This is a genomic window from Rossellomorea sp. YZS02, from assembly GCF_033963925.1.
Classification (GTDB): domain Bacteria; phylum Bacillota; class Bacilli; order Bacillales; family Bacillaceae_B; genus Rossellomorea.
Genome location: NZ_JAXBLY010000016.1, coordinates 82,721 through 109,082, shown reverse-complemented (window position 1 = coordinate 109,082; position 26,362 = coordinate 82,721). Strand labels below are relative to the sequence as shown.

26 protein-coding genes are annotated in these 26,362 nt (G+C 43.6%); 21 read left to right on the top strand and 5 right to left on the bottom strand.

Annotated features, from left to right (window positions below):
- Positions 1–53: 53 nt before the first annotated feature.
- Positions 54–1,181: a metal ABC transporter solute-binding protein, Zn/Mn family gene (locus tag SLH55_RS16210; RefSeq protein WP_320323996.1), complete on the bottom strand. Its 1,128-nt coding sequence runs from the start codon at positions 1,179–1,181 to the stop codon at positions 54–56.
- 335 nt (positions 1,182–1,516) lie between these two features.
- Here SLH55_RS16210 and rpsN point away from each other — a divergent pair, with 335 nt between their 5' ends.
- The 16 genes from rpsN to SLH55_RS16130 all read left to right on the top strand — a co-directional run bounded on the left by rpsN (position 1,517) and on the right by SLH55_RS16130 (position 16,449).
- On the top strand, positions 1,517–1,786 hold the full coding sequence (rpsN, locus tag SLH55_RS16205; protein WP_320323995.1) for a 30S ribosomal protein S14: 270 nt from the start codon (positions 1,517–1,519) through the stop codon (positions 1,784–1,786).
- A 29-nt stretch (positions 1,787–1,815) separates the two neighbouring features.
- Positions 1,816–2,061 (top strand): type B 50S ribosomal protein L31, encoded by a 246-nt coding sequence (locus tag SLH55_RS16200; RefSeq protein WP_320323994.1) that lies wholly within the window; start codon positions 1,816–1,818, stop codon positions 2,059–2,061.
- Between the two features lie 71 nt (positions 2,062–2,132).
- On the top strand, positions 2,133–2,507 hold the full coding sequence (locus SLH55_RS16195; protein WP_320323993.1) for a hypothetical protein: 375 nt from the start codon (positions 2,133–2,135) through the stop codon (positions 2,505–2,507).
- 68 nt (positions 2,508–2,575) lie between these two features.
- A complete protein-coding gene (locus tag SLH55_RS16190) occupies positions 2,576–3,733 on the top strand; it encodes an FAD-dependent oxidoreductase (protein ID WP_320323992.1) in 1,158 nt (385 codons plus the stop codon).
- Between the two features lie 39 nt (positions 3,734–3,772).
- Complete coding sequence (locus SLH55_RS16185; RefSeq protein ID WP_413787100.1) at positions 3,773–4,954, top strand: GTP-binding protein; 1,182 nt, start codon at positions 3,773–3,775, stop codon at positions 4,952–4,954.
- Between the two features lie 133 nt (positions 4,955–5,087).
- The gene (locus SLH55_RS16180; RefSeq protein WP_320323990.1) at positions 5,088–5,942 is read left to right on the top strand and encodes a diaminopimelate epimerase; all 855 of its coding nucleotides are present in this window, start codon (positions 5,088–5,090) and stop codon (positions 5,940–5,942) included.
- A complete protein-coding gene (locus SLH55_RS16175; protein ID WP_320323989.1) occupies positions 5,939–6,748 on the top strand; it encodes an SAM-dependent methyltransferase in 810 nt (269 codons plus the stop codon). Before SLH55_RS16180 ends, SLH55_RS16175 begins: the two co-directional genes overlap by 4 nt.
- The gene (locus SLH55_RS16170) at positions 6,741–8,060 is read left to right on the top strand and encodes an opine metallophore biosynthesis dehydrogenase (protein ID WP_320323988.1); all 1,320 of its coding nucleotides are present in this window, start codon (positions 6,741–6,743) and stop codon (positions 8,058–8,060) included. Before SLH55_RS16175 ends, SLH55_RS16170 begins: the two co-directional genes overlap by 8 nt.
- A gap of 38 nt (positions 8,061–8,098) precedes the next feature.
- On the top strand, positions 8,099–9,688 hold the full coding sequence (gene cntA / locus SLH55_RS16165; protein ID WP_320323987.1) for a staphylopine-dependent metal ABC transporter substrate-binding lipoprotein: 1,590 nt from the start codon (positions 8,099–8,101) through the stop codon (positions 9,686–9,688).
- Positions 9,689–9,745: 57 nt separating this feature from the next.
- A complete protein-coding gene (opp1B, locus tag SLH55_RS16160; RefSeq protein WP_413787103.1) occupies positions 9,746–10,666 on the top strand; it encodes a nickel/cobalt ABC transporter permease in 921 nt (306 codons plus the stop codon).
- Positions 10,667–11,566 carry a staphylopine uptake ABC transporter permease subunit CntC gene (gene cntC, locus SLH55_RS16155; RefSeq protein ID WP_320323985.1) on the top strand — a complete coding sequence of 300 codons (900 nt, stop codon included), beginning with the start codon at positions 10,667–10,669 and terminating at the stop codon, positions 11,564–11,566. It begins immediately after the preceding gene.
- A complete protein-coding gene (gene cntD / locus SLH55_RS16150) occupies positions 11,563–12,369 on the top strand; it encodes a staphylopine uptake ABC transporter ATP-binding protein CntD (RefSeq protein WP_320323984.1) in 807 nt (268 codons plus the stop codon). Before cntC ends, cntD begins: the two co-directional genes overlap by 4 nt.
- A gap of 1 nt (position 12,370) precedes the next feature.
- On the top strand, positions 12,371–13,117 hold the full coding sequence (locus SLH55_RS16145) for an ABC transporter ATP-binding protein (protein WP_320323983.1): 747 nt from the start codon (positions 12,371–12,373) through the stop codon (positions 13,115–13,117).
- A 41-nt stretch (positions 13,118–13,158) separates the two neighbouring features.
- The gene (cntE, locus tag SLH55_RS16140; protein WP_320323982.1) at positions 13,159–14,346 is read left to right on the top strand and encodes a staphylopine family metallophore export MFS transporter CntE; all 1,188 of its coding nucleotides are present in this window, start codon (positions 13,159–13,161) and stop codon (positions 14,344–14,346) included.
- A 184-nt stretch (positions 14,347–14,530) separates the two neighbouring features.
- Complete coding sequence (locus SLH55_RS16135; protein ID WP_320323981.1) at positions 14,531–15,535, top strand: permease; 1,005 nt, start codon at positions 14,531–14,533, stop codon at positions 15,533–15,535.
- A gap of 14 nt (positions 15,536–15,549) precedes the next feature.
- Positions 15,550–16,449 carry a TIGR03943 family putative permease subunit gene (locus tag SLH55_RS16130; RefSeq protein ID WP_320323980.1) on the top strand — a complete coding sequence of 300 codons (900 nt, stop codon included), beginning with the start codon at positions 15,550–15,552 and terminating at the stop codon, positions 16,447–16,449.
- Between the two features lie 57 nt (positions 16,450–16,506).
- On the opposite strand, the gene SLH55_RS16125 is transcribed toward SLH55_RS16130, so the two are convergent.
- Positions 16,507–17,148: a phosphatase PAP2 family protein gene (locus SLH55_RS16125; RefSeq protein ID WP_320323979.1), complete on the bottom strand. Its 642-nt coding sequence runs from the start codon at positions 17,146–17,148 to the stop codon at positions 16,507–16,509.
- A 204-nt stretch (positions 17,149–17,352) separates the two neighbouring features.
- Positions 17,353–17,838, bottom strand: a complete 486-nt coding sequence (locus SLH55_RS16120) for a GAF domain-containing protein (RefSeq protein WP_320323978.1) — start codon at positions 17,836–17,838, stop codon at positions 17,353–17,355.
- A gap of 280 nt (positions 17,839–18,118) precedes the next feature.
- On the opposite strand from SLH55_RS16120, the gene refZ reads away from it, so the two are divergent.
- Positions 18,119–18,772, top strand: a complete 654-nt coding sequence (gene refZ, locus SLH55_RS16115) for a forespore capture DNA-binding protein RefZ (protein WP_219166481.1) — start codon at positions 18,119–18,121, stop codon at positions 18,770–18,772.
- Between the two features lie 43 nt (positions 18,773–18,815).
- On the opposite strand, the gene hisJ is transcribed toward refZ, so the two are convergent.
- Positions 18,816–19,610 carry a histidinol-phosphatase HisJ gene (hisJ, locus tag SLH55_RS16110; protein ID WP_320323977.1) on the bottom strand — a complete coding sequence of 265 codons (795 nt, stop codon included), beginning with the start codon at positions 19,608–19,610 and terminating at the stop codon, positions 18,816–18,818.
- A gap of 493 nt (positions 19,611–20,103) precedes the next feature.
- Between hisJ and ezrA the strand changes: the two genes are divergently transcribed.
- Positions 20,104–21,798: a septation ring formation regulator EzrA gene (gene ezrA / locus SLH55_RS16105; protein WP_320323976.1), complete on the top strand. Its 1,695-nt coding sequence runs from the start codon at positions 20,104–20,106 to the stop codon at positions 21,796–21,798.
- A gap of 48 nt (positions 21,799–21,846) precedes the next feature.
- Here ezrA and brnQ read toward each other — a convergent pair whose 3' ends face one another.
- Entirely contained in the window at positions 21,847–23,187 is a 1,341-nt protein-coding gene (gene brnQ / locus SLH55_RS16100; protein WP_320323975.1) for a branched-chain amino acid transport system II carrier protein, read from the bottom strand.
- A gap of 331 nt (positions 23,188–23,518) precedes the next feature.
- Between brnQ and SLH55_RS16095 the strand changes: the two genes are divergently transcribed.
- From SLH55_RS16095 to SLH55_RS16085, 3 genes are all read left to right on the top strand, one after another.
- On the top strand, positions 23,519–24,670 hold the full coding sequence (locus SLH55_RS16095) for a cysteine desulfurase family protein (protein WP_320323974.1): 1,152 nt from the start codon (positions 23,519–23,521) through the stop codon (positions 24,668–24,670).
- On the top strand, positions 24,667–25,878 hold the full coding sequence (thiI, locus tag SLH55_RS16090) for a tRNA uracil 4-sulfurtransferase ThiI (RefSeq protein ID WP_320323973.1): 1,212 nt from the start codon (positions 24,667–24,669) through the stop codon (positions 25,876–25,878). The genes SLH55_RS16095 and thiI overlap by 4 nt, the downstream gene beginning before the upstream one ends.
- An 86-nt stretch (positions 25,879–25,964) precedes the next feature.
- On the top strand, positions 25,965–26,168 hold the full coding sequence (locus SLH55_RS16085; RefSeq protein WP_034765764.1) for an alpha/beta-type small acid-soluble spore protein: 204 nt from the start codon (positions 25,965–25,967) through the stop codon (positions 26,166–26,168).
- The last annotated feature ends 194 nt before the right edge of the window (positions 26,169–26,362 follow it).

Here is a 26,362-nt window from a genome sequence, read left to right as displayed (position 1 = left end):
CAAGCGCGTGCCACGATATCGTGGCACGCGCTTGTTTGGTTAGACAGTCACCATCAATCATTCATTGCTTGCTCGAGGATCTTAATGTTTTTCTTCATCAATGTAAGGTAGTTTTCATTGTTTTCAATATCTGATTCTGTTAATACAGAAAGGTTATGAACCTTCAATGGCTTTGCATTGATTTCTTTCTGGATGATCTCAGCAACCCGGGTAGTGACGTTTTGTTCGAAAATGACATAATGAATAGAATGCTCTTTGGCGGTTTCAATGATTTCCTTCAATTCTTTCTGGGAAGGCTCATCGGTAGGAGAGAGTCCGGCAACAGCTAATTGTTCAATTCCATAGGCGTCCTCCCAATATCCATAGGCAGCATGGGAAACAAGGATCTCTGGATGGTCACTTTCTTGAGCCAATGATGTAAATTCAGTATCAATACTCTCTAAATCTTTTTTTAATTCATCGAAGTTCTGGTTAAATGAATCTTTATGTTGGGGTTGAAGATCAATGAGTGCGTCACGGATATTTTCAGCCAACCCAATGGCACGGTTTGGATCTAGCCAAACGTGAGGGTCATAATCCCCGTGATGGTGCTCTTCTTCATGGACAGCAGCATCTTCTTCATGATGCTCCTCTTCATGGGTAGCATCACCTTCTTCATGATGCTCCTCTTCATGGGCAGCATCACCTTCTTCATGATGCTCCTCTTCATGGGCAGCATCACCTTCTTCATGATGGTCCTCTTCATGAGCTGCTTCTCCTTCGTCATGATGTCCTTCTTCGGAGTGATCATGGGAGCTTGCGATGACATCGACGCCCTTCGTTGCCTCTACCATTATGGTATCCTCATTTTCCAGGGATTTAGTGATTTTTTCAGCATAAGACTCCATCCCAAGTCCGTTAAAAATGAATAGATCTGATTCTGCGATGCTAATCATATCTTTAGATGTCGGTTCAAAGGTATGGGCGTCAGAACCGGGTGGGAGCAGGGATTCTACCTTGACCAGATCTCCTCCGATCCGTTCGGCAAAATACTGAAGAGGATAAAGGGAAGTCATGATGCTAATTGACTCTCCACCTTCAGATTGACTGCCGTTATTTCCTGTGGTTTTATTAGTCTGATTACAGGCAGAAAGAAACATGGATAAGATAAGAACAAGTGAAATGAATAAGTATTTTTTCATGGGTAAACTCCTTTATGAATGATTTCAAATGTCATTTTATCGTAATCATTACGGTTTGTAAATCGGAATTGTTACGTTTTGATAAAAATTTTTGGAAGTGAATATAGATATACGATTATCTTCAATCAATTTAAATTAACTCAAAGGAGTATTCAATCATGAATTATTTGATGGAGAATGGTTGTGTCTCCTGACAACAGGCACTTTGTATGGAGTGGTCTTCAAATGACTTATGAATTAATGTTTGCAAATTGTTGATGCGTGTGTTTAAATGTTTTCTAGAACTAAATAAAACGTAATCGTTACGATTTGCGAAAATGACAGGAGGAAATATTTTGGCTAAAAAATCTAAAGTAGCAAAAGAAAAACAGCGTCAAGAGATGGTGTTAAAATACGCAGAATTAAGAAGAGAGCTTAAAGAGAAAGGAGATTATGAGGGGCTTAGAAAGCTGCCCCGAGATTCTTCTCCTACTCGTTTGAAGAATCGGTGTGAACTGACTGGACGTCCGCGAGGATATCTTAGAAAATTCAAGATGTCACGTATTGCGTTTCGTGAGTTGGCTCATAAAGGCCAAATTCCCGGTGTTAAAAAATCAAGCTGGTAATTTGCATAACTAACTGTGGAGGGATCAAGATGAAGCAAGGAATTCACCCTGAGCATCATGATGTAGTGTTCTTGGATACAAATAGCGGGTATAAATTTTTAACAGGTTCTACCAAGACGTCTAATGAAACCATTGAGTGGGAGGATGGGAAATCCTATCCATTAATAAAAGTGGAAATCAGTGCTGACACGCACCCATTTTATACGGGAAGACAGAAATTCTCAGATCGTGGGGGACGTGCAGAACGCTTTATGAAAAAATACAATATGAAATAAATGTAGGCGAAGGGTCGCAGATGAATCTAGTACTCTGTGACCTTTTCCCATTTTGAAGACAGGTGAATGTAATGAATGAGAATCTGATGGAAATCTTGACGCGTGAAATTGTCAACTCGCTTCCAAAAGAAGAGAGAGAGATGTATCAGTATGTAACCCGAATAGAAGATGAACTGGCTCAGCAGGCTGCTACATCAGAAGAATTCATGAGCCTCCTCATACAGAACGCTCCCCATCAACAAGCAGCAAGTCATTTTCAATTAACCTATAGTCAATTCATGGTTAAAATGAGGGGAATTGAAAAGGACATCCATGAACAATTAGATATGGTGATCGATCAGGTGAAGTGGTTTGATTATACTAATATGATGCGTAAAGAAGCGGCTGCACCTAAGAATATGAAGTTTTTTTATTTTGATATGGGGCGCTTGCATACAAAGCCATAGCATTAGATAAAGTATACAATTTAAATCGTAATAATTACGATTTAATTACTGAGAATGGTGGTGATCGTTTGTTTGAATGGATCATAATCGGTGGGGGCATTCATGGATGTACCGTAGCTACATACCTGGTGAAGAAGAAAAAGGTGCCGATTGAAAAGATATGTGTAATCGATCCTTACCCTGAGCCATTGCATAAGTGGAAAAGGGTGACAGGATTCATTGCCATGCCATTTTTACGTTCCCCATTCGTCCATCATCTGGACATTAATCCCTTTAGTCTGCAATCCTTTAAGAAAGATGATGGAGAACATTTCTTCGGTCCTTACAAAAGGCCTGCTCTTTCCTTATTCAATCAGCATAGTTTTGCCGTTCTGGAGGAAATCGAAATGCACAAAGCATGGTATCAGGGAATGGTGAATCAGGTTGAAAAAGGTGTTGAAGACTGGGTAGTGAAAACAAGTAGTTCGGATCGTTTCCATGGTAAAAATCTTGTGATCGCAACGGGAATGAATCATCAGTTATCGTATCCGTCATGGGGGGAAGAGCTCACTTCAGTACGCCCTAAACAAGCCGGACATTTGTTTGAAGAGTCCCTCCCGCATATGGAACCTCCATTCGTGGTGATAGGAGGAGGAATTTCTGCTGCACACCTTGTGATCAAGCTAAGCAATGAATTTCCGGGTCAGGTATACCAAGTTGCCAGACACCCGTATAGAGTTCATGATTTCGACAGTGATCCCGGCTGGCTCGGCCCGAAACATATGAGCAGCTTCGAAAGGATATCCCACTATGATGAAAGAAGAGATGTCATCACAGAAGCCCGTCATAAAGGATCTATGCCGAGAGAATTGGCGAATAAGCTTAGGAATTTAATCCGGCATGATGCATGTACCTTTACGGAGGATGAAATAGAGTCTTGGGATGTGGCAGGGGATGACATCATCTTGCAGCTTACCAAACAAAAATCGGGCATAAAGGCAAAGACTATCCTGTTCGCCACGGGCTTTTCAAAAGAGGTTATGAAGGTGGATTGGTTGCAAAATCTTATTCAACAGGAAAACTTGACCTGTGCGAAATGCGGTTTTCCGATTGTGAATGAAGACTTGTCATGGTGTAATCATTTATTTGTCACAGGACCACTGGCAGAATTGGAAATCGGTCCGGTTTCCCGGAATATTTCAGGTGCAAGGAAAGCAGCGGAAAGGATAGTAAACCACGCGATATAAATCGTAATCATTTTGATTTAACAGAGAGGAATGGAAAAGATGAAAGTACCGGTAACCGTTTTAAGCGGCTATTTAGGATCTGGAAAGACGACGTTGCTAAATCATATTTTAAACAATCGGGAGAATAGGAAAATTGCAGTTATTGTAAATGACATGAGTGAAGTGAATATCGATGCTGCCCTCGTCAAGAACGGTGGTTTTTCCAGAACAGAAGAGAAATTGGTGGAGCTTCAAAACGGCTGTATCTGTTGCACGTTAAGGGAGGACCTCATGATAGAAGTTCAGCGTCTGGTCGATCAAGGGGATATTGATTATATCGTCATCGAATCCACCGGGATTTCTGAACCGATTCCGGTTGCCCAAACCTTCACGTATCTGGATGAAGAAATGGACATTGATCTTACGAGTAAAACAAGGCTGGACACAATGGTCACGGTTGTAGATGCCAATCGATTCTGGCACGACTTCGCCAGTGGAGAAACATTGCTGGACCGGAAGCAGGCAAGTGATGAAAGGGACACAAGGGAAGTGGTGGATTTACTGATCGATCAAATTGAGTTTGCCAATGTAATCGTGTTAAATAAGATCGATTTAGTGGAGAACGTTGATGTCATTGAATTAAAAGCGATGCTTCAGAAGCTGAACCCGGGTGCAAAAATCATTTCTGCTAAGCACTCCGATATCCCTTTGAATCAAGTGCTGGATACGAAACTGTTTGATTTTGAAGAAGCAAGTCAGGGAGCCGGTTGGATAAAAGAATTACAGGAAGAACACACTCCTGAAACGGAGGAGTATGGGATCTCTTCATTTGTGTACCGTCGAAAGAAACCATTTCACCCTGAACGTTTCATGAAATGGATGGAGGAATGGCCAGTTGATATCGTGAGGGCAAAAGGCTTCTTCTGGCTGCCGACACGTAATGACATGACAGGACTATTATCCCAGGCCGGCCCATCGATTATCATCCAGGGAGCAGGGGAGTGGGTGGCAGCGTACCCTGAACATGAAAGAAAGGAAATTCTTGCTGAAGAAGTGGAATTGAGGGAGAATTGGGATCCAATTTATGGAGATCGAATGAATGAGATCGTTTTTATCGGGCTTGAGATGAATAGGGAAGAAGTAGAGAGGTCATTGGACAACTGCTTATTAACAGAAAGTGAAATGGGAGGGGATTGGACAAAGTTTAATGACCCTATTCCTGCATTTATGGTGGAAGCGTAATAGAGATATAGACATCCGGAAGACTACTAAAATGAATTTGCCGGTGATCCTGATTGGAATATAGGGTGGAGGTGGACAGCGAATCTCCACCTGTGCCTAATGAAGTGACACCAAAAAAGCAGAGGGATCAAAAATGATGCAGGAAATTGAGTTTATTAAATTTAACCCGACAGAAAACATGACGGTATTAGTAAAAACCAAACATTTTATGGAAGAGTATGAAGACATCGCAGCAAAGATTATGGCGTATTCGTGCCTTAATGCTGAACAGGTAGGATTTATTGAAGAGCCCCAAATGACGGGAACAGATTCACGCTTGCAGATGGCAGGGGGGGAATTCTGCGGCAATGCCTGCATGTCCTTGGCTGCCTTTATTGCTTCTGGGAAGATGCTGTCCCCGGATTGTTCGACAACCATCCTGATGGAAGTCTCCGGCACAGACGAGATAGTCCGGTGCAATGTGAAAAATGTGATGGGCTTGTACCGATGCAATATGACCGTCCCCAAACCTACAAAGATCGAGAAGCAAACGTGGGTAGTGGAGGGAGAGGAACTTCTCATTACGATGATTTATTATCAGGAAGCAGTGCACGCTGTTTGGGAAACGGGAGAGTTAAACCCTTCATTACGCCGAAAGGCAGAAACGCTGGCGCAATCGATTAACTCCTCCTATGAGGTAAATTTAGTAGGAGTTTTGCTATATGATCTTGAAACCGGGGAACTTTCCCCTCTCATCTATGTACCGGATCTGAACAGTATGATGTGGGAACGGGGGTGTGGTTCAGGGACCGGTTCATTGGGTGCTTACCTTGCATGGAAGCAACAGGCCTGCATCTCACAACCGGTTAAACAGCCTGGAGGGGAAATGCACGTAAAGACAGAGTGGAATGCTGGGGCCATCACTGAGGTCAAGATTGAGGGAACGGTCGGAATTGTGGCAGAAGGGAAAGCATTTATACAGATGATAGAGGAGGAGGTAGTAGGATGAAGACGAGCACGACACTTGAAGAGGACCTGCGCTTCTATTTAAAACGATTTGATGATGCCGTTCATGGAAGCGACCTTATGGAAGAGGAAACCGGGGCGTTAGAGGAGTTAATCAATGAGTATTCACGGTTCATTCTCAATGAAGAGTACATAAAGAGGTGGGATCAATTAGCGGATCCTCATCTGGTAGATCAGTTAAGGAATTTATCGGCTCTATCCGTGGCAAAGCTTGAGAAACAGCGGGCAAGGAAACTTCTGATGGATGAAGGAGAGATAGCGGATTACTTTCAAAACATTGAATCCAGCATTGAAGAGGAATTCGGACAGTTTCAGGTAACGGGGGAATCAACTGTACTTCTGGTCGGCTCCGGTTCTTTCCCGATGACACCGTTACTCATTGCTGGCCGCACAGGCGCAAGAGTTATCGGAATCGACATTGACGAAGAGGCGATCATTCTTGGAAGGCAAGTTGTAGACCGATTAGGGGAGCACTTAACCATTACGCTGGAGCTTTCTTCTGTTGAACAGCTCAGTGAACTGAACGAAGTGACTCATATCATCTTCAGTTCTACGGTTGGAGCCAAATATGACATCCTGGATCAGGTACATGGGTTGATCGATGGAGAAGTCGTTGTATCGATGAGATACGGGAATGGGCTGAAATCCCTCTTCAACTTCCCCTCCCGTGAAGTAGATCAGAAGAAGTGGAGAATAGCAGAAAACAGTCTTCGTCCACATCAGATATTCGATATCTTACTCTATGAAAAAATCTGTTCCTCGACAAGTCATGGGAGAATCGATGAATAGGGGGAAAAGGGTACTGGTCATTGGCACCGGACCCGCTTCGATACAGCTTTGTATGATTGTAAAAAAAAGCCTGGGCTTAGAGGTGGGACTGGCAGGAAGGATTTCTGTCCGGTCGGAATCATTTTTTCAATCTTTAGAGGGTAATGAAAATCACATAATGGTGTCCGTTCAAAATCAGCAGAATGAGAGTTTACAAGGTAAATGTCTGATTGATCATGTATATCGGGGTATTGACGCGATTAGGGGAGAGTGGGATGTGATCGTACTTGCCGTCACCACTGATGCGTATCTGGACGTACTCCAGACGATCCCGAGAGAGGTATTCAAATCGGTCCGGTCGATCGTGTTGGTTTCACCGACTCTCGGATCCAATAGTCTTGTGAAACAGTATGTCGGAGGTATTCAATCAGAGGTGGAAATAATCAGCTTTTCCACCTATCTAGGGGATACAAGGTGGATGGAACCGGATCCTTCTCACCATGTCATTACGACTGCTATGAAGAAGAAGCTTTATATTGGATCTACCCATAAGCATTCCATGATCGTTCAAAGCCTGGTTGCATTAGGAAGAGAGCTGGGTACGGAATTGGTACCAACTGAATCCCCATTGGAAGCAGAAACCCGCAATATTTCCCTCTACGTCCATCCACCTCTCTTTATGAACGATGTGACGTTGAATGAGATATTTGACGGGGGACCATCCATGAAATATGTGTATAAGCTGTATCCTGAGGGACCAATCACTCAGCATCTGATCCGGGATATGCTCGCCCAATGGCAGGAAATGATGGGGATTTTGGAAAAGGTGAAGATTAAGCCCCTCAACCTGCTGGAATTTATGATTGATGATAACTACCCCATAAGGCTGGAAAGCTTATCAAGAGCCGATATAGAAGGATTTGTACAACTGGATAAAATCCACCAGGAGTATTTACTTTACATACGATATACCTCATTGTTGATCGATCCTTTTTCTACACCTGATGAGACAGGACGGTACTTCGACTTTTCTGCTGTGCCGATCAGGAAGATGTACAGAAACGTAGAAGGAGAGCTTGATATTCCAAGAATGCCTAAAGAGGACTATTACCGGATCAAGATTATTCAGGGGATTGCACGATTCCTTGGATTACCGAGTCCAACGATTGATAAGTTGATCTGGACCTATGAGAACAAGCTGAACGAAGTCGTAAAAACACATCATGATCAAAAGCTTTCAGGAGCTTTCTCCATACAAAGCTTTGAAGAGGATCTATCGAGAATTACGGGTGAAATCGGAAAGGAGCTGGTCAAGACGGTTCAATCAGAATGATGTTGTAATAAAAGAAAACAAAAGGAGAGAAGAATGGGATGAAGAAAAAATGGACATTAAGCGTATTTATTCTTATGGTGATGATCCTCACTGCATGCTCGACAACAGAAGGTGAAAAGGACAAAGGTACGAATGAACTGGTGTATGCAACGGCCAAGGATATTAATGATATGAATCCCCATTTATATACGGGTTCAATGGCGGCTCAGGGAAAGGTCTATGAATCATTGGTTGAAAATACAGAGGAAGGAATCAAGCCGCTGCTCGCTGAATCCTGGGAAATTTCAGATGATGGCAAGGTATATACATTCCATCTCAGGCAAGATGTCACCTTCCATGATGGGGAACCCTTCACTGCAGAGGCTGTAAAGAAGAACATTGATGCGGTTCAGCGAAATGCGGAGAAACATGCATGGATTAAGCTTTCCACTAAGATCGAAGAGGTTCAGGTCATCAACGAGCATACCGTGGCATTGGTCCTGTCTGAACCCTATTACCCGACCTTGACAGAGCTTTCAATGACGAGGCCTTATGTGTTTCTGTCACCGAATGATTTCAAGGATGGGGAAACAAAAGATGGAGTAAGTGGTTATCACGGCACCGGACCATATATTCTCGGGGAACATAAGGTAGATGAGTTCGCACGTTTCGAAGCCAATGAAGACTATTGGGGAGGCAAGCCATCTATAAAGACAATAACGGCAAAGGTACTCCCGGCTGGGGAAACGACCTTCCTGGCATTACAAAAAGGGGAAGTCAACTTTGCTTTTACAGATGACCGAGGAGCAGACAGCCTGAATGTGGAAGTGATGAACCAATTGGTTGATTCAGGAGATTATCAGGTCGAGAGAAGTGAGGCGATGAATACGAAGATGATTGTCGCCAATAGCAGCAAGACGGATAGTCCCGTTACCGAGACGGCGGTCCGGGAAGCAATCTGGTATGCCATTGACCGGAAAACAATTTCCGAAGATATTCTGGATGGGACGGAAACAGAAGCTCATACCTTATTTTCATCCAATGTTCTTTATGCAGATATTGACCTGAAGAAAAGAGACTATGATGTCAATAAAGCTAAAACACTATTGCAAGAAAGTGGATGGGAAGTAGGAGAGGATGGAGTCCGTGAAAAAGATGGACGTCCTCTGGCCATGAAGCTATATTATGATGTGAATTCACCTTCTCAAAAAACAGAGGCTGAATTCATCCAAAGCTCATTGAAAAAAATCGGTCTGAGCCTTGAAATTAAAGGAGAAGAATCCGCATCCATTGCAAGCAGACGGTCATCCGGTGAATATGAATTATTATTTAATCAAACGTGGGGTCTCGCCTATGATCCAGTCAGTACAATCGCTGCATTCACTTCTGGCGCTTCTTATCTTCATACAACGAAAGGCATAAAGCAGGCGGATGAACTTTACAAAAAAATCGACGAAGTGATGGTGACAACGGACGAAGCGAAGAGAAAATCCCTTTATAAGGATATTTTAACGATTGTTCATGAGGAAGCCGTATTTATCCCCATCTCGAATGGTAGGATGACGGTCGTCGCACCGAAAGATCTAGAGGGTCTCGCTTTCAAACAAACCCAATTTGAACTGCCATTTGAACAGATGAGACTGCAATAATGAAAAATGAACAATCATTTCGGGATTTCCGAAAGGGGGATTGTCTTGATTCGATACATGATTAAAAGGCTATTGATATCCATTCCGATTCTATTCATTATTTCATTTATCACGTTTATGTTGATGAGCCTCTCTCCAATGGATCCTGCTGAAGTCGTCCTCAAGTCCCAGGGAGTGCCTGTCGTGACGGATGAATTATTAGAAGAAACGAGGAAGGAGCTTGGATTTGATCGCCCGTTACTTCTACAGTACGGTAATTGGCTGATGGACTGCCTCTGTCTGGACTTCGGCACCTCCTTTGTGACGGGACAGCCGGTATGGTTGCTTCTCGGCCCTGCTTTGATCAACACTGTAAAGTTGACACTGATTTCCTCTGTATCAGTCATGATCCTGTCGGTTCTCCTTGGAGTCATTTCTGCATTACAGCAGGACAAAGCGGTGGATCAGTTCGTCAGGGGGGTATCGTTTTTCTTGACGGCGATGCCTTCTTATTTACTGGCATCTTTGTTGATATGGTATTTTTCCGTGAAACTTGATCTTTTTCCGACAAACGGAATGGACTCCATTACAAGTTATATTTTACCCGTCCTGGTGATTACGATCAGTTATGCAGGAATATACTTCCGGGTGGTCAGAAGCTCGATGCTTGGTCAATTAAGTGAAGATTATGTGCTCTATGCGCGGGCTTGCGGTTTGAAAGAATGGCATGTCACTGTCCGTATTATACGTAACTCCCTGCAAGTCGCTATTTCAGTCTTCTGTATGGCGGTCCCAATCATTTTGGGGAGTACAGTTGTTGTAGAAAGCGTGTTTGCATGGCCGGGGGTAGGGAGTTTGAGCATACGCTCCATTGTGAGCAGGGACTTTCCTGTTGTTCAGGCGTATGTATTGATTGTGGCAGTTTCATTCGTGATGTTCAATGCCATTTCCGATATTTTGAATGCCGCCGTGAATCCAAAAGTAAGGAATGATCATTAAATGAGACAATTATCGAATGTACGTCATGATAAGCTGGCAGTGGTATCGTTGATCGTCATTCTACTGACCCTCCTTTGCGGTTTTTTTGCTCCATTCATTGCCCCACATGATCCTGCGGAGATTAATATGAGTTTGCGTTATGCAAGCCCTTCCTGGGATTATCTGTTAGGGAATGATCATCTGGGCCGATGCATCTTATCGAGAATCCTATTCGGTATCCAGCCAAGTGTCTTGTGGGTCTTGCTTGCACTGGGCATCTCCGTATTGATTGGGGCGATTGTCGGCTTCCTGTCAGGCTATTTCGGGGGGAAAGTGGATGCACTTCTAATGAGAATCTGCGATATTATGCTGTCCTTCCCTGGATATGTCATGGCCCTTGCCATCATCGGGGTATTAGGGGTCGGCCTTGAGAATATACTCATTGCTTTTATTGTGACAAAGTGGGCTTGGTTCGGGCGTGTTATCCGTACTTCGGTCCGACAATTTGCAGAATCCGATTATGTGAGGTATGCAAGAGCCATCGGGGTGGGACACGGCAGGATTATGCTTAAGCATATCGTACCTGTGACGTTTGCTGATATTGCGGTTATCTCTAGCAGTTCGATATCATCAATGATCTTGCAAATTTCAGGATTTTCCTTTCTTGGATTGGGAGTCCAGGCACCAACTGCGGAGTGGGGGATGATGCTGAATGAAGCCCGCTCTGTCATGTTTACACGGCCGGAACTTCTGCTTGCACCCGGTGTTGCCATCATCATCATTGTGATGGCCTTTAATTTTCTTTCGGATTCCCTGCAAGTTGCGTTAGACCCAAGGAGCAGTGGCGCAAGTATTCGTAAGAAGAAAATTCAATCGTTTTATAACACCGGTTCAAGAAATGAGGTGGCTGAAACCAAATGAATATTCTAGAGGTAAATAATCTATCCATCGTTGATAAAAAGACGGAAAAATTGATTGTAAAGGATAGTACTTTCAACGTGAAAAAAGGGGAAACACTCGCCATCGTCGGGGAAAGCGGAAGTGGTAAATCCCTTACATGCCGAGCTTTGATGAGACTGAATCACCCATGGCTGAATTCGACCGGGACTGTCCGATTTAATGGAGAGGAACTCCTGACGATATCAAAAAGAGCGATGAGGAAGAAGCGTGGCAAACAGATGTATATGATTATGCAAAATGGGATGACCGCCTTTGATCCATCACGTGTCATAGGGGTTCATCTTCGTCAGGCGGCAGCGGAACATTATAACTGGTCGAGACTTGAGACGGATCAAAAGCTGAAACTTGCCATTGAAAGCGTCTTGATTAAGGATGCTGTTGAAGTGCTGAACAAATACCCTCATCAATTATCGGGGGGGATGCTCCAGAGAATCATGATTGCTTTGGCACTTATCTTGGAGCCTGACCTCATCATTGCGGATGAACCGACGACCGCCCTTGATACCATCACACAGTATGAAGTGGTGAACCAGTTGATCGGATTACGGGATAGGATGGGGTGCTCCATGATCTTCGTGTCTCATGATCTGGGCGTGGTCCGTCATCTAGCGGATGAATTATTGGTGATGAAGGATGGCATGATCATTGAAAGAGGGAAGGTTCAATCGATTTTCAATGAGCCAAAAGAGGAGTATACAAAATACCTGGTTTCCACCCGGGAAGCATTGAGCCTTCAATTTAACAGACAGATGGGGAGCCAATAATATGCTGAATGCACATCTTGTAAATAAATCATATCAACGTGGGGGCATGTTCTCGAAAGAGAGAAAGCAGGTCCTGACAGATGTCAGTTTTGAAGTAAGACGTGGAGAATGCCTGGGCATCATCGGGGAAAGTGGAAGCGGCAAATCGACATTGGGGAGGTTGCTGATCGGAATTGAGAGGACGGACAGTGGTACCATCACCATCGATGGTCTGGACATCGCACAGAAGAAACAACGAATCGGGAAGATCAGCGCGGTTTTCCAGGATTATAAATCTTCAATCAATCCATTTTTCACAGTGGAGCAGGCAATTCTTGAGCCTCTCGAATTGCAGAAGAAGTCAGTGAATGAGAAAGCTAAAAAGGTCGACGGACTTCTTAAGGAAGTTGGTTTGCCCCATACATATAAGCATAAATATCCTCATGAATTGTCTGGTGGAGAGATTCAAAGAGTGTGCATCGCAAGGGCAATTTCTACAGAGCCAGATTGCATCCTTTTTGATGAAGCCATCAGTTCCCTTGATGTATCGATTCAATTACAGATATTGAAACTGTTAAGGAGGCTAAAAGAAACACATCGGATGTCTTATGTGTTCATTACCCATGATATACAGGCTGCTGCTTATATCTGTGATCGAATTCTCATCTTTCGTCAAGGTAAGGTGGAAGAATTGGTGGAAACGGAAGACTTGAAGGCGGTGCAATCTACTTACTCAAAACAGCTTTTGCGTGCGTTAGTGACGTTTTAGCGTTAAGAAACATCATCAAGAACACAAGGAGGAAAAAGACAGTGCATGGAGCATTATCGTGGCCATTCTTACGACTATATGTGGTAGTCCTTTGTTATTTCAGTGCCAATGCAATCCTGAATGTGCTCATACCCCTTCAGGGAAAAGAATGGGGAGCGAGCAACACAACAATCGGACTTGTGATGGGGGCGTATCTATTTACGACGATGTTCTTCCGGCCTTGGGCAGGTCACATCATTCAAAAGCATGGGCCGACCCGGATCTTGCGCATCATCCTGGTGTTGAACGGTCTCGCACTTGCCCTATACGTCGTTTCGGGACTCGGAGGCTATCTTCTGGCCCGGATGCTGCAAGGTGTGGCGACGGCCTTCTTTTCCATGGCCATGCAGATCGGGATTATGGATGCGCTGCCGGAAAAAGACAGGTCGCAAGGCATCTCGCTTTATTCATTATTCTCTTATATCCCGGGTATCCTCGGACCTCTATTAGCTATTGGAATTTGGCAGGAAGGAATGGATTCTTTCGGATATGTCATGATTGGACTTGCTGTTGTGACAGGTCTATTTGGATACACGGCAAAGCTGGAAACGAACGAAACGGAACCTTTACCTGAAAAAAATGAGAAAGGAGGGAAGATGCTCGCCTCTTTCACTCAACTGGTGAAAAACCCTTTTCTGTTTAAATGTAGCGTTATAATGCTTGGTTCTTCCATCATATTTGGGGCAATAACTACCTTTATCCCTTTATATGCATTACAAATGAAGAGTGGAAGTGCCGGTGTCTTCCTGATGCTTCAGGCAGCAACCGTTGTGTTTGCACGGTTCACCTTTAGGAAATATATTCCTTCTGATGGAAAGTGGCATTCCCCCTTTGTGATGGGAACCATGCTTCTTCTCGCAATGTCTGTACTGTGCATCAGCTCTTCCCAGACGTTCGGGAGCGTTCCATTCTATGTTGGGGCTGTTGGGATCGGAATGGCACAGGCGCTCATATACCCAACGCTTACCACGTATTTGTCCTTTGTCCTTCCGAAAGTAGAACGGAATGTCCTTTTGGGGCTTTTCATTGCTACTGCCGACTTAGGAGTTTCTCTTGGCGGGGTGTTGATGGGGCCACTTGCCGATTTGTCTTCTTATTCTTTTATGTATGGAATGTGTGCTGTTCTGGGAGGGATCATGATAATCTTCTCTTTCCAAAGTGCCAAATTCAAGACAATTGCAAGTAAATGAAAATACTACAAGATCAGTTAGTTTAAAACATGTCAGGGAACTCGATTCTATCTCAATTACTTACAACCCCGCCTCCTGATTAATAGTATAAATTTCATGTAATATATCTAACAAAAAAGAATATATTTAGTGTATAATACAAAACGTAATCGTTACGCTTTAATCGGAGAGGAGGATCAATTAATTGAATGAATTGAAAAAAGTAGGACAGGACCTGACTGGTCTTTTTCTATTTATATTGATCATCGGATTGTTTTTAGCCGGTGAATTTATAAAAGCATGGGTACCGGATGACGTGTTCGGAAGTTCTCTGGTGAATGTCACCACGATATTCCTAAGCATCCTATTAGAAGCCATCCCGTTTATCTTAATTGGCGTATTTGCATCTGCACTCATACAGGTATTTGTATCGGAGAGTTTATTGCAGAGGCTGGTTCCGAAGAGGTTCCCTTATCTGGCGTTGCTGCCTGCCGCCTTTGTAGGTGCATTGCTCCCGGTTTGTGAGTGTGCCATCGTACCCGTGGCCAGGAGGTTGATAAAGAAAGGGATGCCGACACACCTGGCCATCGTCATTATGGTGACAGCCCCGATTCTGAATCCGATTGTCTTGCTTTCGACCTACTATGCGTTTCAAAATGACCTTTCCGTCGTCATAGGGAGAATGGTGATTGCGTTCATTGCAGCGCTGATCATTGGCGCGTTATTGTACAAGCTGTTTGGCAGGCAGAATCCCCTTAAGCAAAGGAGTCACGATCACGAACATCATCACGCCCATGATCATTCATCGAATAAGCTGATGCAAACACTGGTTCATGCCAGTGATGAATTTTTTGATATGGGGAAATTCCTCATCATCGGTGCATTGTTAGCAGCCGTGTTTCAAACATATATCGATCGTGAAGCCATTGTAGCATTGGGATCGAACGATTGGGCAGGACCTGGAGTCATGATGGGGTTTGCGTACATTATGTCCCTATGCTCCGAAGCAGATGCGTTCGTTGCATCTTCATTCGGCAACCTGTTCTCAACGACGTCCCTTCTTGCGTTTCTTGTATACGGTCCGATGATCGATTTCAAGAATACTTTATTGATGCTTGCCTATTTTAAGAAGCGCTTTGTCTTATTATTTATGGCAGTCGTCACCGTTACCGTTTATCTCTGTATAATGGTTACTCAATTTTGGTTATAAGGAGGGATCGTACTGTGAATTCATCCGTTCGATTTCATACGTATATAAGGGGAATCATCCTGCTGGGTTATGCATTACTTTTACTTAAGTTGTTTTTGACCTTTAATCTTCAATACTTCATAGCCCCTAAAATGAATGGATATCTGTATTTTGCGTTAGGGGTGTTCCTGTTGCTGGGGGCCATTCAGATTATTCGTGGAACATCTTCCAATATGAAAAGTCATTCATGTGATTGTGAGGGACACGAGCTGCCGAGGGGGGCGGTGAAGTCCCTCATGATTTACACGCTGTTTGTCTTCCCTGTCGTTCTCGGGTTCCTGCTGCCTGATAATGTCCTGGACAGTGCCGCTGCGGCAAAGAGAGGCGTGAAGATCGGGAATACGATGTTTTCCACTCCTCCTGCCATTGGTGATCAAAAGGAAAATACCGGGGAGCCGAATCAGGATTCCAAGCAAGGTTTGCAGCCAACCCTGGATTCATATGAAGACTTCCCTGTCGAGAAAGACTTCGAAAAGCTCAAAGACATTGTCGCGAGCAAAGAAAAAATCATCGTACGGGATGAACAATATGTTCAAACCCTCAGTATCGTGGATGAAAAACTCGATCAGTATGTTGGAAAAGAAGTGCAACTGACAGGATTCATTTATAAAGATGAAGGCTTTGAGGAGAATCAGGCGGTCATATCAAGATACGTTGTATCCTGCTGTGTCGCCGATGCATCCGTTTACGGATTATTGGTCCAGGACAAGGACATGGCGGATCTGGAACCTGATACATGGGTGAATGTAAGTGGAATCATCGATGCGGTGGATTTCAACGGTCGAAAAATGCCGGTCATTACCCATCCGGTATTTGAAAAAGTCCAGCAGCCAGAAAATCCCTATGTGGAAGAGTTTTATATTAAAATAGAATAGACTTGGCTGATATCAAAAAGGAAGGGACCCATCAAGTGGGTTCCTTCCTTTTTTTGGTTAATCTTCTAAATAAGCCTGCTCTGATTTCTTTGCTCCTACACCGTACAGCTCAAACATGATGCCGTAAATGAAAGTGGTCAAGAAAATCGAGCTGACCATGTCGAGGACGAAATGTTGTTTGACGAAAAGGGTCGATACAATGATCAATGAGCCCATGACCGGCACAAAGGCAGAGTGAAACAAGTGTTTATCTTTAATATTGAAATTGCCTAGAATGATGGCAAATGTCGTTAAGACATGGATGCTTGGGAAAGCATTGTAAGGCTGATCATGACTGTAGATCATCCCCACCAGATCTACGAAGGTCCCGCTTCCGGTAAGCTCGGGCCGTGGAACCGTGGTTTGAAAATAAAAATAGATGACAAAACAGACGACTTCACCGATGACAATGATGCCAAGGGTTTTCAGGAACGTCGGGACATCTTTGTACCAGAAATAAAAAAGGTATCCTAAAATAAAGGCGTACCATAAAATATAGGGCACAATGAACACTGGCACGAACGGGATCCATTCATCCAGTTGTGTAGATAAGATGACCGCTTCACGGGTATCGGTATTCAATAGCGTGTATATAAAGCCTAATGCCGGCATCACCAGCAAACATAATAAATAGGGTAAGTCTTTTTTCTTAGCTCGCATAGTACACCTCTTTTTACCTGTACTCCAATCTGAATATTGTATGGGATTTCACTATATTACGTTCTCATGTTCCTTACTCTTTTCCCTTTAAAGGGGGAAGAGAAACGTGAACTTTTTAACAAGTGCCCGAAATTCTTCCAGCACAAAAAAAGCCCTGAAGGAAATATCATCTTCCCGACAGGGCTTTCTACCTATTATACAGTATTAAAGATGTCTTAAAAGCTCTTCTGTAAATATTTCCAAATATTTCTGATCTTCTTCATCGAATCTTGCTTTTTCCGGACTATCGATATCCAGGACGCCAATCAGTTTCCCGTCTTTTACGAGAGGAATGACGATTTCGGATTGTGAAGCAGCGTCGCAGGCAATATGTCCAGGGAATTGATGGACATCCTCGATCCTAAGCGTTTTCTGATCACTTGCAGCCGTACCGCAAACGCCTCTTCCTAAAGGAATCCTGACACAAGCAGGAAGTCCCTGGAAGGGTCCGAGTACGAGTTGATTGCTATCTTCTTCATATAAATAGAACCCTACCCAGTTGATGCGATCCATGAATTGGTTCAGAAGGGCGGAAGCATTGCTCAAGTTCGCGATCTGATTCGGCTCACCTTCTAACAAAGCCTTTAACTGTTTTGTGACAAGACCAAAGCCCTGTTCCTTTGTACCTTGATATTTTTCTACTTGAAACATCATAAACTCCCCCAATTCTACATATTTTGCGTTATTTCATGTCTAAGTGTTCCCGAATAGCCTCCAGGCGACAAATCCTGTCGAGAAATACTTAAAGGAAATCCATACGAAAACACGAATTCTTAGTGTAAACAATTTATAATAGAAACATCTATTGAACCATTTTTAGCATATTTCTTCATAACCTTCAATGATTTCGTTTTTTTCTGATGAAGTTTTATACAATACTACTCGCCACTGTTTTTTTCATTCGCCTATTATTTGTGAAAGAAGGGGAAATATGAAAAAACTAGATACCTCCAAGTCGACGAAAGAGTCCATTTTTAAAGCAGCTGTGTACCTTTTCTATGATCATGGTTTCGATGGGACGTCCGTCAGGGACATTGCAAAGAGGGCGAACGTAAATCCTGCGACCATCTCCTATTATTTCAAGGGAAAACAGGGTGTATTGGAAGCATGCTTCACCCATTTCTTCGAGCCATATTTACGCTTTCTCCAGGAAGAGGTGGAAGCACTGAACTATGTCAGTGCGGATCTCTGCCTGAAGCGGGCGGTTTATAAAATATTGAAATTCCAAAGTGACAATCATCAACTGGCCCGTTTCATCTGGAGGGAAGTTTCCATCGATTCACAGGTGGTCCGTGAAATCATTTCCTCCTATTTAATGAAAGAAAGGCACTATATGAAGCGTCTATTTGAACAGGGAATGAAGGACCATGCCTTGAAGAAACAGCCCGTGAGCTTCCTGGTGATCCAGCTTAAATCCATGCTGACCATGCCGTTTCTACACAGCCAGCAGTTAAGGGAAGTGTGGCAAATGTTCCCGCAGGAATACTACTTCATCGATCAATATTATAAGAACATCGATCAATGGATCGACCTCCTCCTTGTCTCAGAAGCGAAAGAGGTCATGAAGAAAGAGCTTATCATCTAAAAAGAAAGAACTCTTCTCCGGATGAAGAAGAGTTCTTTCTCTTTTAGATATCCATCAAGGTCCGTCCCTGATCAAGGCCTTCAGCCGTGTGGGCATCAGATCCATAGACGGTTTTGATCCCCAACGCCCGGGCCTCTTTCACGATATCCAGCGGAGGGTAGGACTCACCGCAATGCGGCTTAACAAATCCCGCCCCGTTATAATCAAGCTCGAGATTTCTATCGGCCATTTCCCGGAGGATGGTCGATAGTTCATTTGAGAACGAATGGGAGGCAGGAAACAGCTTCTGAAATTTCTTTACCAACGTAATGTGCCCGATCCTCTTCGGTTTATAAACACCAAGATCAGCCCTGATCGATTTCAATAATGTTTCATAATACCGCCCATAAACCGCATCCACTGAACCGTAATAATCGATCATCGCCCCGAACACATCGGGACTGAAGTCCAGACAATCCCACTTTCCGTCATGCTGAAGGAAATGAACAGAAAGAATACTGTCATCCATCCGCGGTCCGTAAGTTGTAAGGAATGCCTTTGTTTCATTTTCAAATCCTTCAATATAATCAACCTCAAGACCCGAACGGATGAGGATTCGACCGTTATACTTCTCCTTCAGGATGTCCAACGTATCAAAGTACTCCGGAAGATGAGATGGATCCATCCCACTATCCTGATCAGGCGTCGTATCCGAGAACCCTTCAGGCAGCGGAGCATGCTCCGTAAACGTTATAGCACTATAATCAAGAGCAACCGCCCTCTCCACATACATCTCAAACGAATCCCTACTACCATGCGGACAAAACGGCGTATGAACATGTCCATCTATTTTTGTCATGACGTTTCACTTCCTTTTACTCTAATAATCATTTGTGCTGATAGAGAATGAACTGAAATTAAGTGAATTTTATAAGGAAAGTAAAAAAGGTAAGATTTGTAGTCCCTAGTAAGACTAGTAATTTGAAACTAATAAGTTGATTGAAGCGGAAGGTGCTCGACTCCTGCGGGAAACGCGTGAAAGTTGAGACCCCACAGGGCAAAGCCCGAGGAGGCTCAACTCACGCCCCGCGGAAAGCGAGCACCTGGAGCGGAAATCAACCAGCACTCACCCATATTATCAAAGTTAAACACTAGTCTATCTCACAAACAAACCAACAATCCTATCCATTTCCCACTATTTTTGCTAAAATTGACGTTTTATCACTGAAAAATTAGAAATTAATAGTCAAAAAATGTCGTTAACATGGTATCATTATAACAATGACAAATTAGTAATGAAACATTCACATTCATATAGATGTCTAACTGAATAGTTGAACAGGGGGCTTAAGATGCAATACGTCATCGCTGGAATAATACTTATCTTAATCGTATTCCTAATCGGATTTATCTCTAGAAAGAAATATTACGCTGAAATTGATCGGTATGAAGCCTGGAAAATCGATATCATGAACAAACCGGTTTCAGACGAGCTTTCCAGAGTGAAACAACTGAATATGACGGGTCAGACAGAAGAATTGTTTGACGGCTGGAGACAGGGATGGGATGAGATTGTTGCGGTGCAGCTTCCTGATGTTGAAGAACTACTATTCGATGCAGAAGAGTACACCGATAAATTTCGCTTTAATAAAACCAAAGAGGTCCTGGCAAGAATTGATCAAGTTCTGACTCAAACAGAAGAGAAGATCGAACAGATCCTGAAAGAATTGAATGAACTGGTCGGCAGTGAAGAGAAGAACCGTGAAGAAATACAGGCTCTTCAGGAAGAGTATCGAAACAGTAAGAAGCAGCTCCTCGCCTATCGTCATACATACGGTCAAACCGCTAAGCACATAGAAAATGTCCTCGATAAGCTTTCTGAACAAATCAATCAATTCAATGAACTGACTGAACAGGGAAATTATCTTGATGCACGGGAAATCGTGCTTAGCCTTGCGGAGGAAATGAAAGAGGTTTCCTACAAAATGGAGACGGTGCCGAAGCTGATCACAGATTGTGAAAACGTGTTGCCTTCCCAATTATCAGAACTTGAAGCGGGCTACACCGAGATGAAGGAACAGGGATATACGCTGGACCATATCGAAGTGGATAAAGAAGTCGCCACCTTAAAGGAAACCCTCCTGAATTTCAATAAGAATCTGGAAGAGCTTAAGGTTGAAGAAGTGGAAGCAGGTATTCAGGAAATCAAGGTGAAGGTTGAGAACCTTTATGATTTATTGGAAAAAGAAGTCCATGCGAAGCATTTTGTCCAGCAGTACAGGGATCAAACGACTGAGGGGCTGATCAAGGCCAAGGAAGATAATGATGATATTCAATCGGAATTAAGTATTGTGCAGCAAGGTTACCATCTTCATGATGCAGACCTTAGTACTCCGAACGAGATCGATAAGAAAATCATTCAGCTCTCAAAACGCCACGAGATGCTCATGAATAAGGAAGAAACGAATGCAACTGCTTTTTCTAATTTAAGTGATGAACTGAAGGAAATCAGAAATGGGCTTGAAGAACTGAATCAACAGCAGAGCGAGTTCTCCCTCTATCTGCAGAACCTCCGGAAAGATGAACTGGCTACCAGGGAAAAAATCCAGGAGCTTAAGAAGAAGGTTGCTGAAGCTAGCCGGATGATCTCAAAGAGCAATGTACCTGGACTACCGGCGGATTACAAAGATCTTCTTGACGAAGTACACCGGAAGATCGAGCAGGTGAACGCGAGCCTTACGGAAAAACCTTTGAACATGAAGTTCATTCAGGAGACGCTGTTAGGTGCGGAAGATACCGTGGACCATTTTTATACGAAAACGGGGGACCTGATCGAGAATGTGGTACTATCGGAGAAGATCATTCAATACGGAAACCGCTACCGCAGCAAATACAACTCCGTACGTGAAGGTTTGAGGACGGCTGAAGAAGCCTTCCGTCAATATGATTACCGCAAAGCATTGGAAGAAGCGGCCACTACCATCGAGAAAGTTGAACCGGGCGCACTGAAGAAAATCGAGAAAATGATGGACCTTGAAGGAAAATAATAAAAAGGACTGATGCCACTCTGCATCAGTCCTTTTTTTGTATATGTGTTAACTTGCTTCAATGATCCGTTTCGTTTGTCCTGCAAGTGCGGCAATGACGAATCCGATGATCGCACCGATCATTGCCGGAACGAGCCAGCCGATTCCTTGAGTGTAGAACGGAAGGAATTCAAGGGATTGACTGACAGCTGTTACATCAACGCCTGCTGTTTTGATTCCATCAATCAAACTGATCAATCCGGTTGGAATCAGGGCTCCCACATACACGAGAGAATAGCCGTTAAATCCATTGTGCATGAATGATAGAAGAATTAGTACAATGGCCAATGGATAAATGAAAATCAGTACAGGTAAAGATACAGCAATCAACTGAGTCAATCCGATGTTGGCAATGATCATACTGAAAACAGAGATGATGATCACGAGTTTCGGATAAGATACGGGCAGGATCTTTGCAAAATACTGAGAGCACGCAGAAACGAGTCCGACGGATGTTGTAATACATGCAAACGTAATCGCAAGACCAAGGATGATCGTCCCCATTGATCCGAATAGATGGCTTGCTGCAGCTGAAAGGATCGCTCCACCATTTGCCTGGGCACCGATGGAATCCGTGCTGCTTGCTCCTATATAGCTTAAGGATAAATAAACAAGGGCAAGTCCGGCAGCGGCGATGAACCCAGCGATGATCGTGATCCGGGTCAGACTGGATTTACTGGTGATGCCACGGTCTTTAATGGAATTGATGACTACAATTCCGAACACAAGGGCTGCGATCGTGTCCATCGTAAGATATCCTTCAATGAACCCTTTGAATAATGGCCCGTCCTGATACGCTTCGTGTGGAGTACCGAAATCACCCATCGGACTGATGATGCTTTTGACCACTAAAATCGTCAGGATCAAAATAAGGGATGGTGTTAATATTTTTCCGATTCTGTCTACGAGCTTCGATGGATTCATGGCAAGCCATGCTGTGAGCCCAAAGAAAATGATGGTATAAATAAGTAATGGAGCTCCGTATTTGGCTGCTTCTTCCGGTAAGAAAGGGATGACCCCAATTTCATACGCGACGGTACCGGTACGCGGTATTCCGAAGAAAGGTCCGATTGCAAGGTACATGACAATAGTAAAGATAAGTCCGAATAATGGATGTACGCGATTCGCAAGGGTTTGAAGGTCCCCACCGGATTTCGCGATGGCGATGACGCCGAGTAAAGGAAGACCTACTCCAGTAATAAGAAAGCCGATGATCCCGATCCAGACATGTTCTCCGGCCTGTTGTCCCAGAAATGGCGGGAAAATCATATTTCCTGCTCCAAGAAATAGGGCGAAGAGCATTAGTCCGATCGTTAAGATCTGGCTGAATGATAGCGCTTTCTTGTTCATATATACCCCTCCGTTTGTAATCGTTATCATAAGCAAAAAATATCTTATCATAAGTTTGTAGAAAAATGTCGAAAAACTAAATAGTCTTACAATTTAGTATATTTAAATAACTTATGTTCTTATTTCCTTTTAGATTCTCGCAAAAATTCTGTCACTTTTCAATAATAATTTTTGGAAAATGAAAAAATTTTTGTGAATCGTTCGTTGAATTATGTTTCTACTATAATTTATACCTACGTCAAAATGAAATTCATTTGGGATAGGGATGATTTATGTTAAGATTAGTGATTGAATATAAAAAGTCAGTGTCATTCAAAAGAAGGTGGATACTTTGATCTATTTTGATAATAGTGCAACAACCAAACCATATAAAGAAGTACTGGACACGTTCCTGAAAGTGAATGAAAGCTATTACGCCAATCCATCCTCCATCCATTCATTTGGCGGACGGGTGGAAAAGTTGATCCAGCAATCCAGGGAGCAAATCGCTTCCCTATTAGGAATAAAGACAAAAGAGGTATTCTTTACCTCAGGCGGGACAGAATCCAATAACCTGGCGATCAAAGGGACGGCTCTCCAATACGGTCACAGAGGAAAACACATCATCACGACCAAAATCGAGCACCCTTCCGTTATTAATGCATTCAAGCAATTGGAAACGTTCGGGTACAGTGCAACGTATCTCGATGTGGACGCTAACGGGAAGGTCCGTCCCTCTGATGTGAAGGAGGCCATACAGGATGATACGATCCTCGTTTCGGTCATGGGTGTGAATAATGAGATTGGGAGCGTTCAGCCCATCAGGGAGATCGGGTTGATCCTTCAACAGTACCCGAAGATCCTCTTCCATGTCGATGCCGTTCAGGCTTGCGGGAAGGTACCCCTTATTCTCGACGAAAAGCTCATCGATTTATGCAGCATTTCAGCCCATAAAATTCATGGCATCAAAGGAACAGGCATGCTGTTTGTGAGGGACGGACTTGAACTGTCACCTCTTCTTTCGGGCGGTGAGCAAGAAGGGAACCTCAGGAGTGGGACGGAAAACACAGGAGGAATCGTTTCGTTTGCGAAGGCACTCCGGATGCACATGGAAGACAGCAGACAGAAGTTGGCTATAATGGAAGAAAACCAAGTATTCCTGAGGAGAGAGCTGGAGAAAATCGAAGGTGTGACCGTTCATACCCCGATCAGGGATCACGCTCCGCATATCTTGAATTTTTCTGTTCAGGATTTTAAAGGAGAAGTGCTCATACACTCCCTGGACCGCCATGAGGTGTACGTCTCGACGACAAGCGCATGTTCATCCAAGCAAAGTAAGCCAAGCCAGACCCTCTTATCCATGGGCGTGCCCGACAATCTTGCCAGCAATTCCGTTCGGATCAGCCTATCGTTCCATAATACAATGGAAGAATGCCAAGAATTTATTACGCTACTCACTAATGAAATAGATCTATTACAACACACAATGAGGAGATCAAGATGAAATATAATCGCATACTAGTAAGATACGGTGAAATTTCCACCAAAGGACGAAACCGAAAAATGTTCACGGCCAAGCTCCGTGAAAATATTCTGCAGGCATTGAAGGATTTCCCGACGATTTCCGTTTCAGCGAGCAGAGACCGCCTTCATATTCAATTGGGGGACGAGAATGGGGAAGAAATCATTCCGAGACTCCAGAAGATCTTCGGAATCCAATCATTCAGCCCTGTCGTTAAGGTCCCTCAAGACATGGAGGAAATCAAGAAAGCGGGACTGGCACTCGTGGAAAAGAGCTTTTCGCCTGGGAAGACTTTTAAAGTCTCTGCCCGCAGAGCGGATAAAAAGTTTGAACTGGACACGAATGAACTGAATTATGAAGTGGGATCCCACATCCTCCGCAATCTGGACGGACTAAAGGTCGACGTGAAAAAACCAGATATCCAACTGAATGTAGAAGTGCGAAAAGAGGGAGTCTACCTTTCCTCTGAAATTTATCAGGGTTCCACGGGGATGCCGGTCGGAGCGAGCGGAAAAGCGATGCTCATGCTTTCAGGAGGAATCGACAGCCCTGTTGCAGGTTATCTTACAATGAAACGGGGCGTGGAAATCGAAGCCGTCCATTTCCACAGCCCGCCGTTTACAAGTGAACGGGCAAAACAGAAGGTCATCGATCTGTCGAAGAAACTGTCTGCCTTCAGCGGAAAAGTGAAGCTGCATATCGTTCCTTTCACGAAAGTACAGCAAACGATCCATGATCAGGTTCCTGAGAATTATACGATGACTTCTACCAGACGAATGATGTTGCGGATTGCAGACGCGATTCGTGAGAAGCATGAAGGACGTGCCCTCATCACAGGCGAAAGCCTCGGTCAGGTGGCAAGCCAGACCCTCGAGAGCATGGAAGCGATCAATGCAGTTACGAACACACCTGTGCTACGTCCATTAATCGCAATGGACAAGCTTGAAATCATCGATATCGCCCAAAGAATCGATACCCATGACATTTCCATCCTTCCATATGAGGATTGCTGTACCATTTTCACGCCGCCGGCTCCAAAAACGAGACCGAAAAAGGAAAAAGTGGAGTATTATGAAAGCTTTGTTGATTTTGAATCTCTTCTCAAAGAGGCTGTAGACGGTACAGAAACGATCACAATCGATGGTTCCACCGGTTCAGAGTCAGAAAAAACCTTTGACGAATTACTCTAAAAATTTAGGATAATTTACCAACGAATTTCCTTGTATGAAGCCATGTGTTTTGACACAATCTATATTCAACAAGGAGGTGAAAACACATGGCAAACAACAGTTCAAATCAATTAGTAGCTCCAGGAGCTCAACAAGCAATCGACCAAATGAAATACGAAATCGCTTCTGAATTCGGAGTTCAACTTGGTCCAGATGCAACAGCACGCGCTAACGGTTCTGTAGGTGGTGAAATCACTAAACGTTTAGTTCAAATGGCTGAACAACAAATCGGTGGCGGATACTCAAAATAATTAAATACAATGGCTACAAAGGAGCGGGTTTCCCCGCTCCTTTTCTATTTGTTATGGAGAAGAGGAAACCCCATTTCCAGGTCATCTCCTTACCTCATTGACAATCCTTTTGTCGAAAAACCTCACATATTGACGGTAATCAGATATAGCCAAATAATTTAAAAAATTTAAATTATTTTGTATAATAGAGAAGT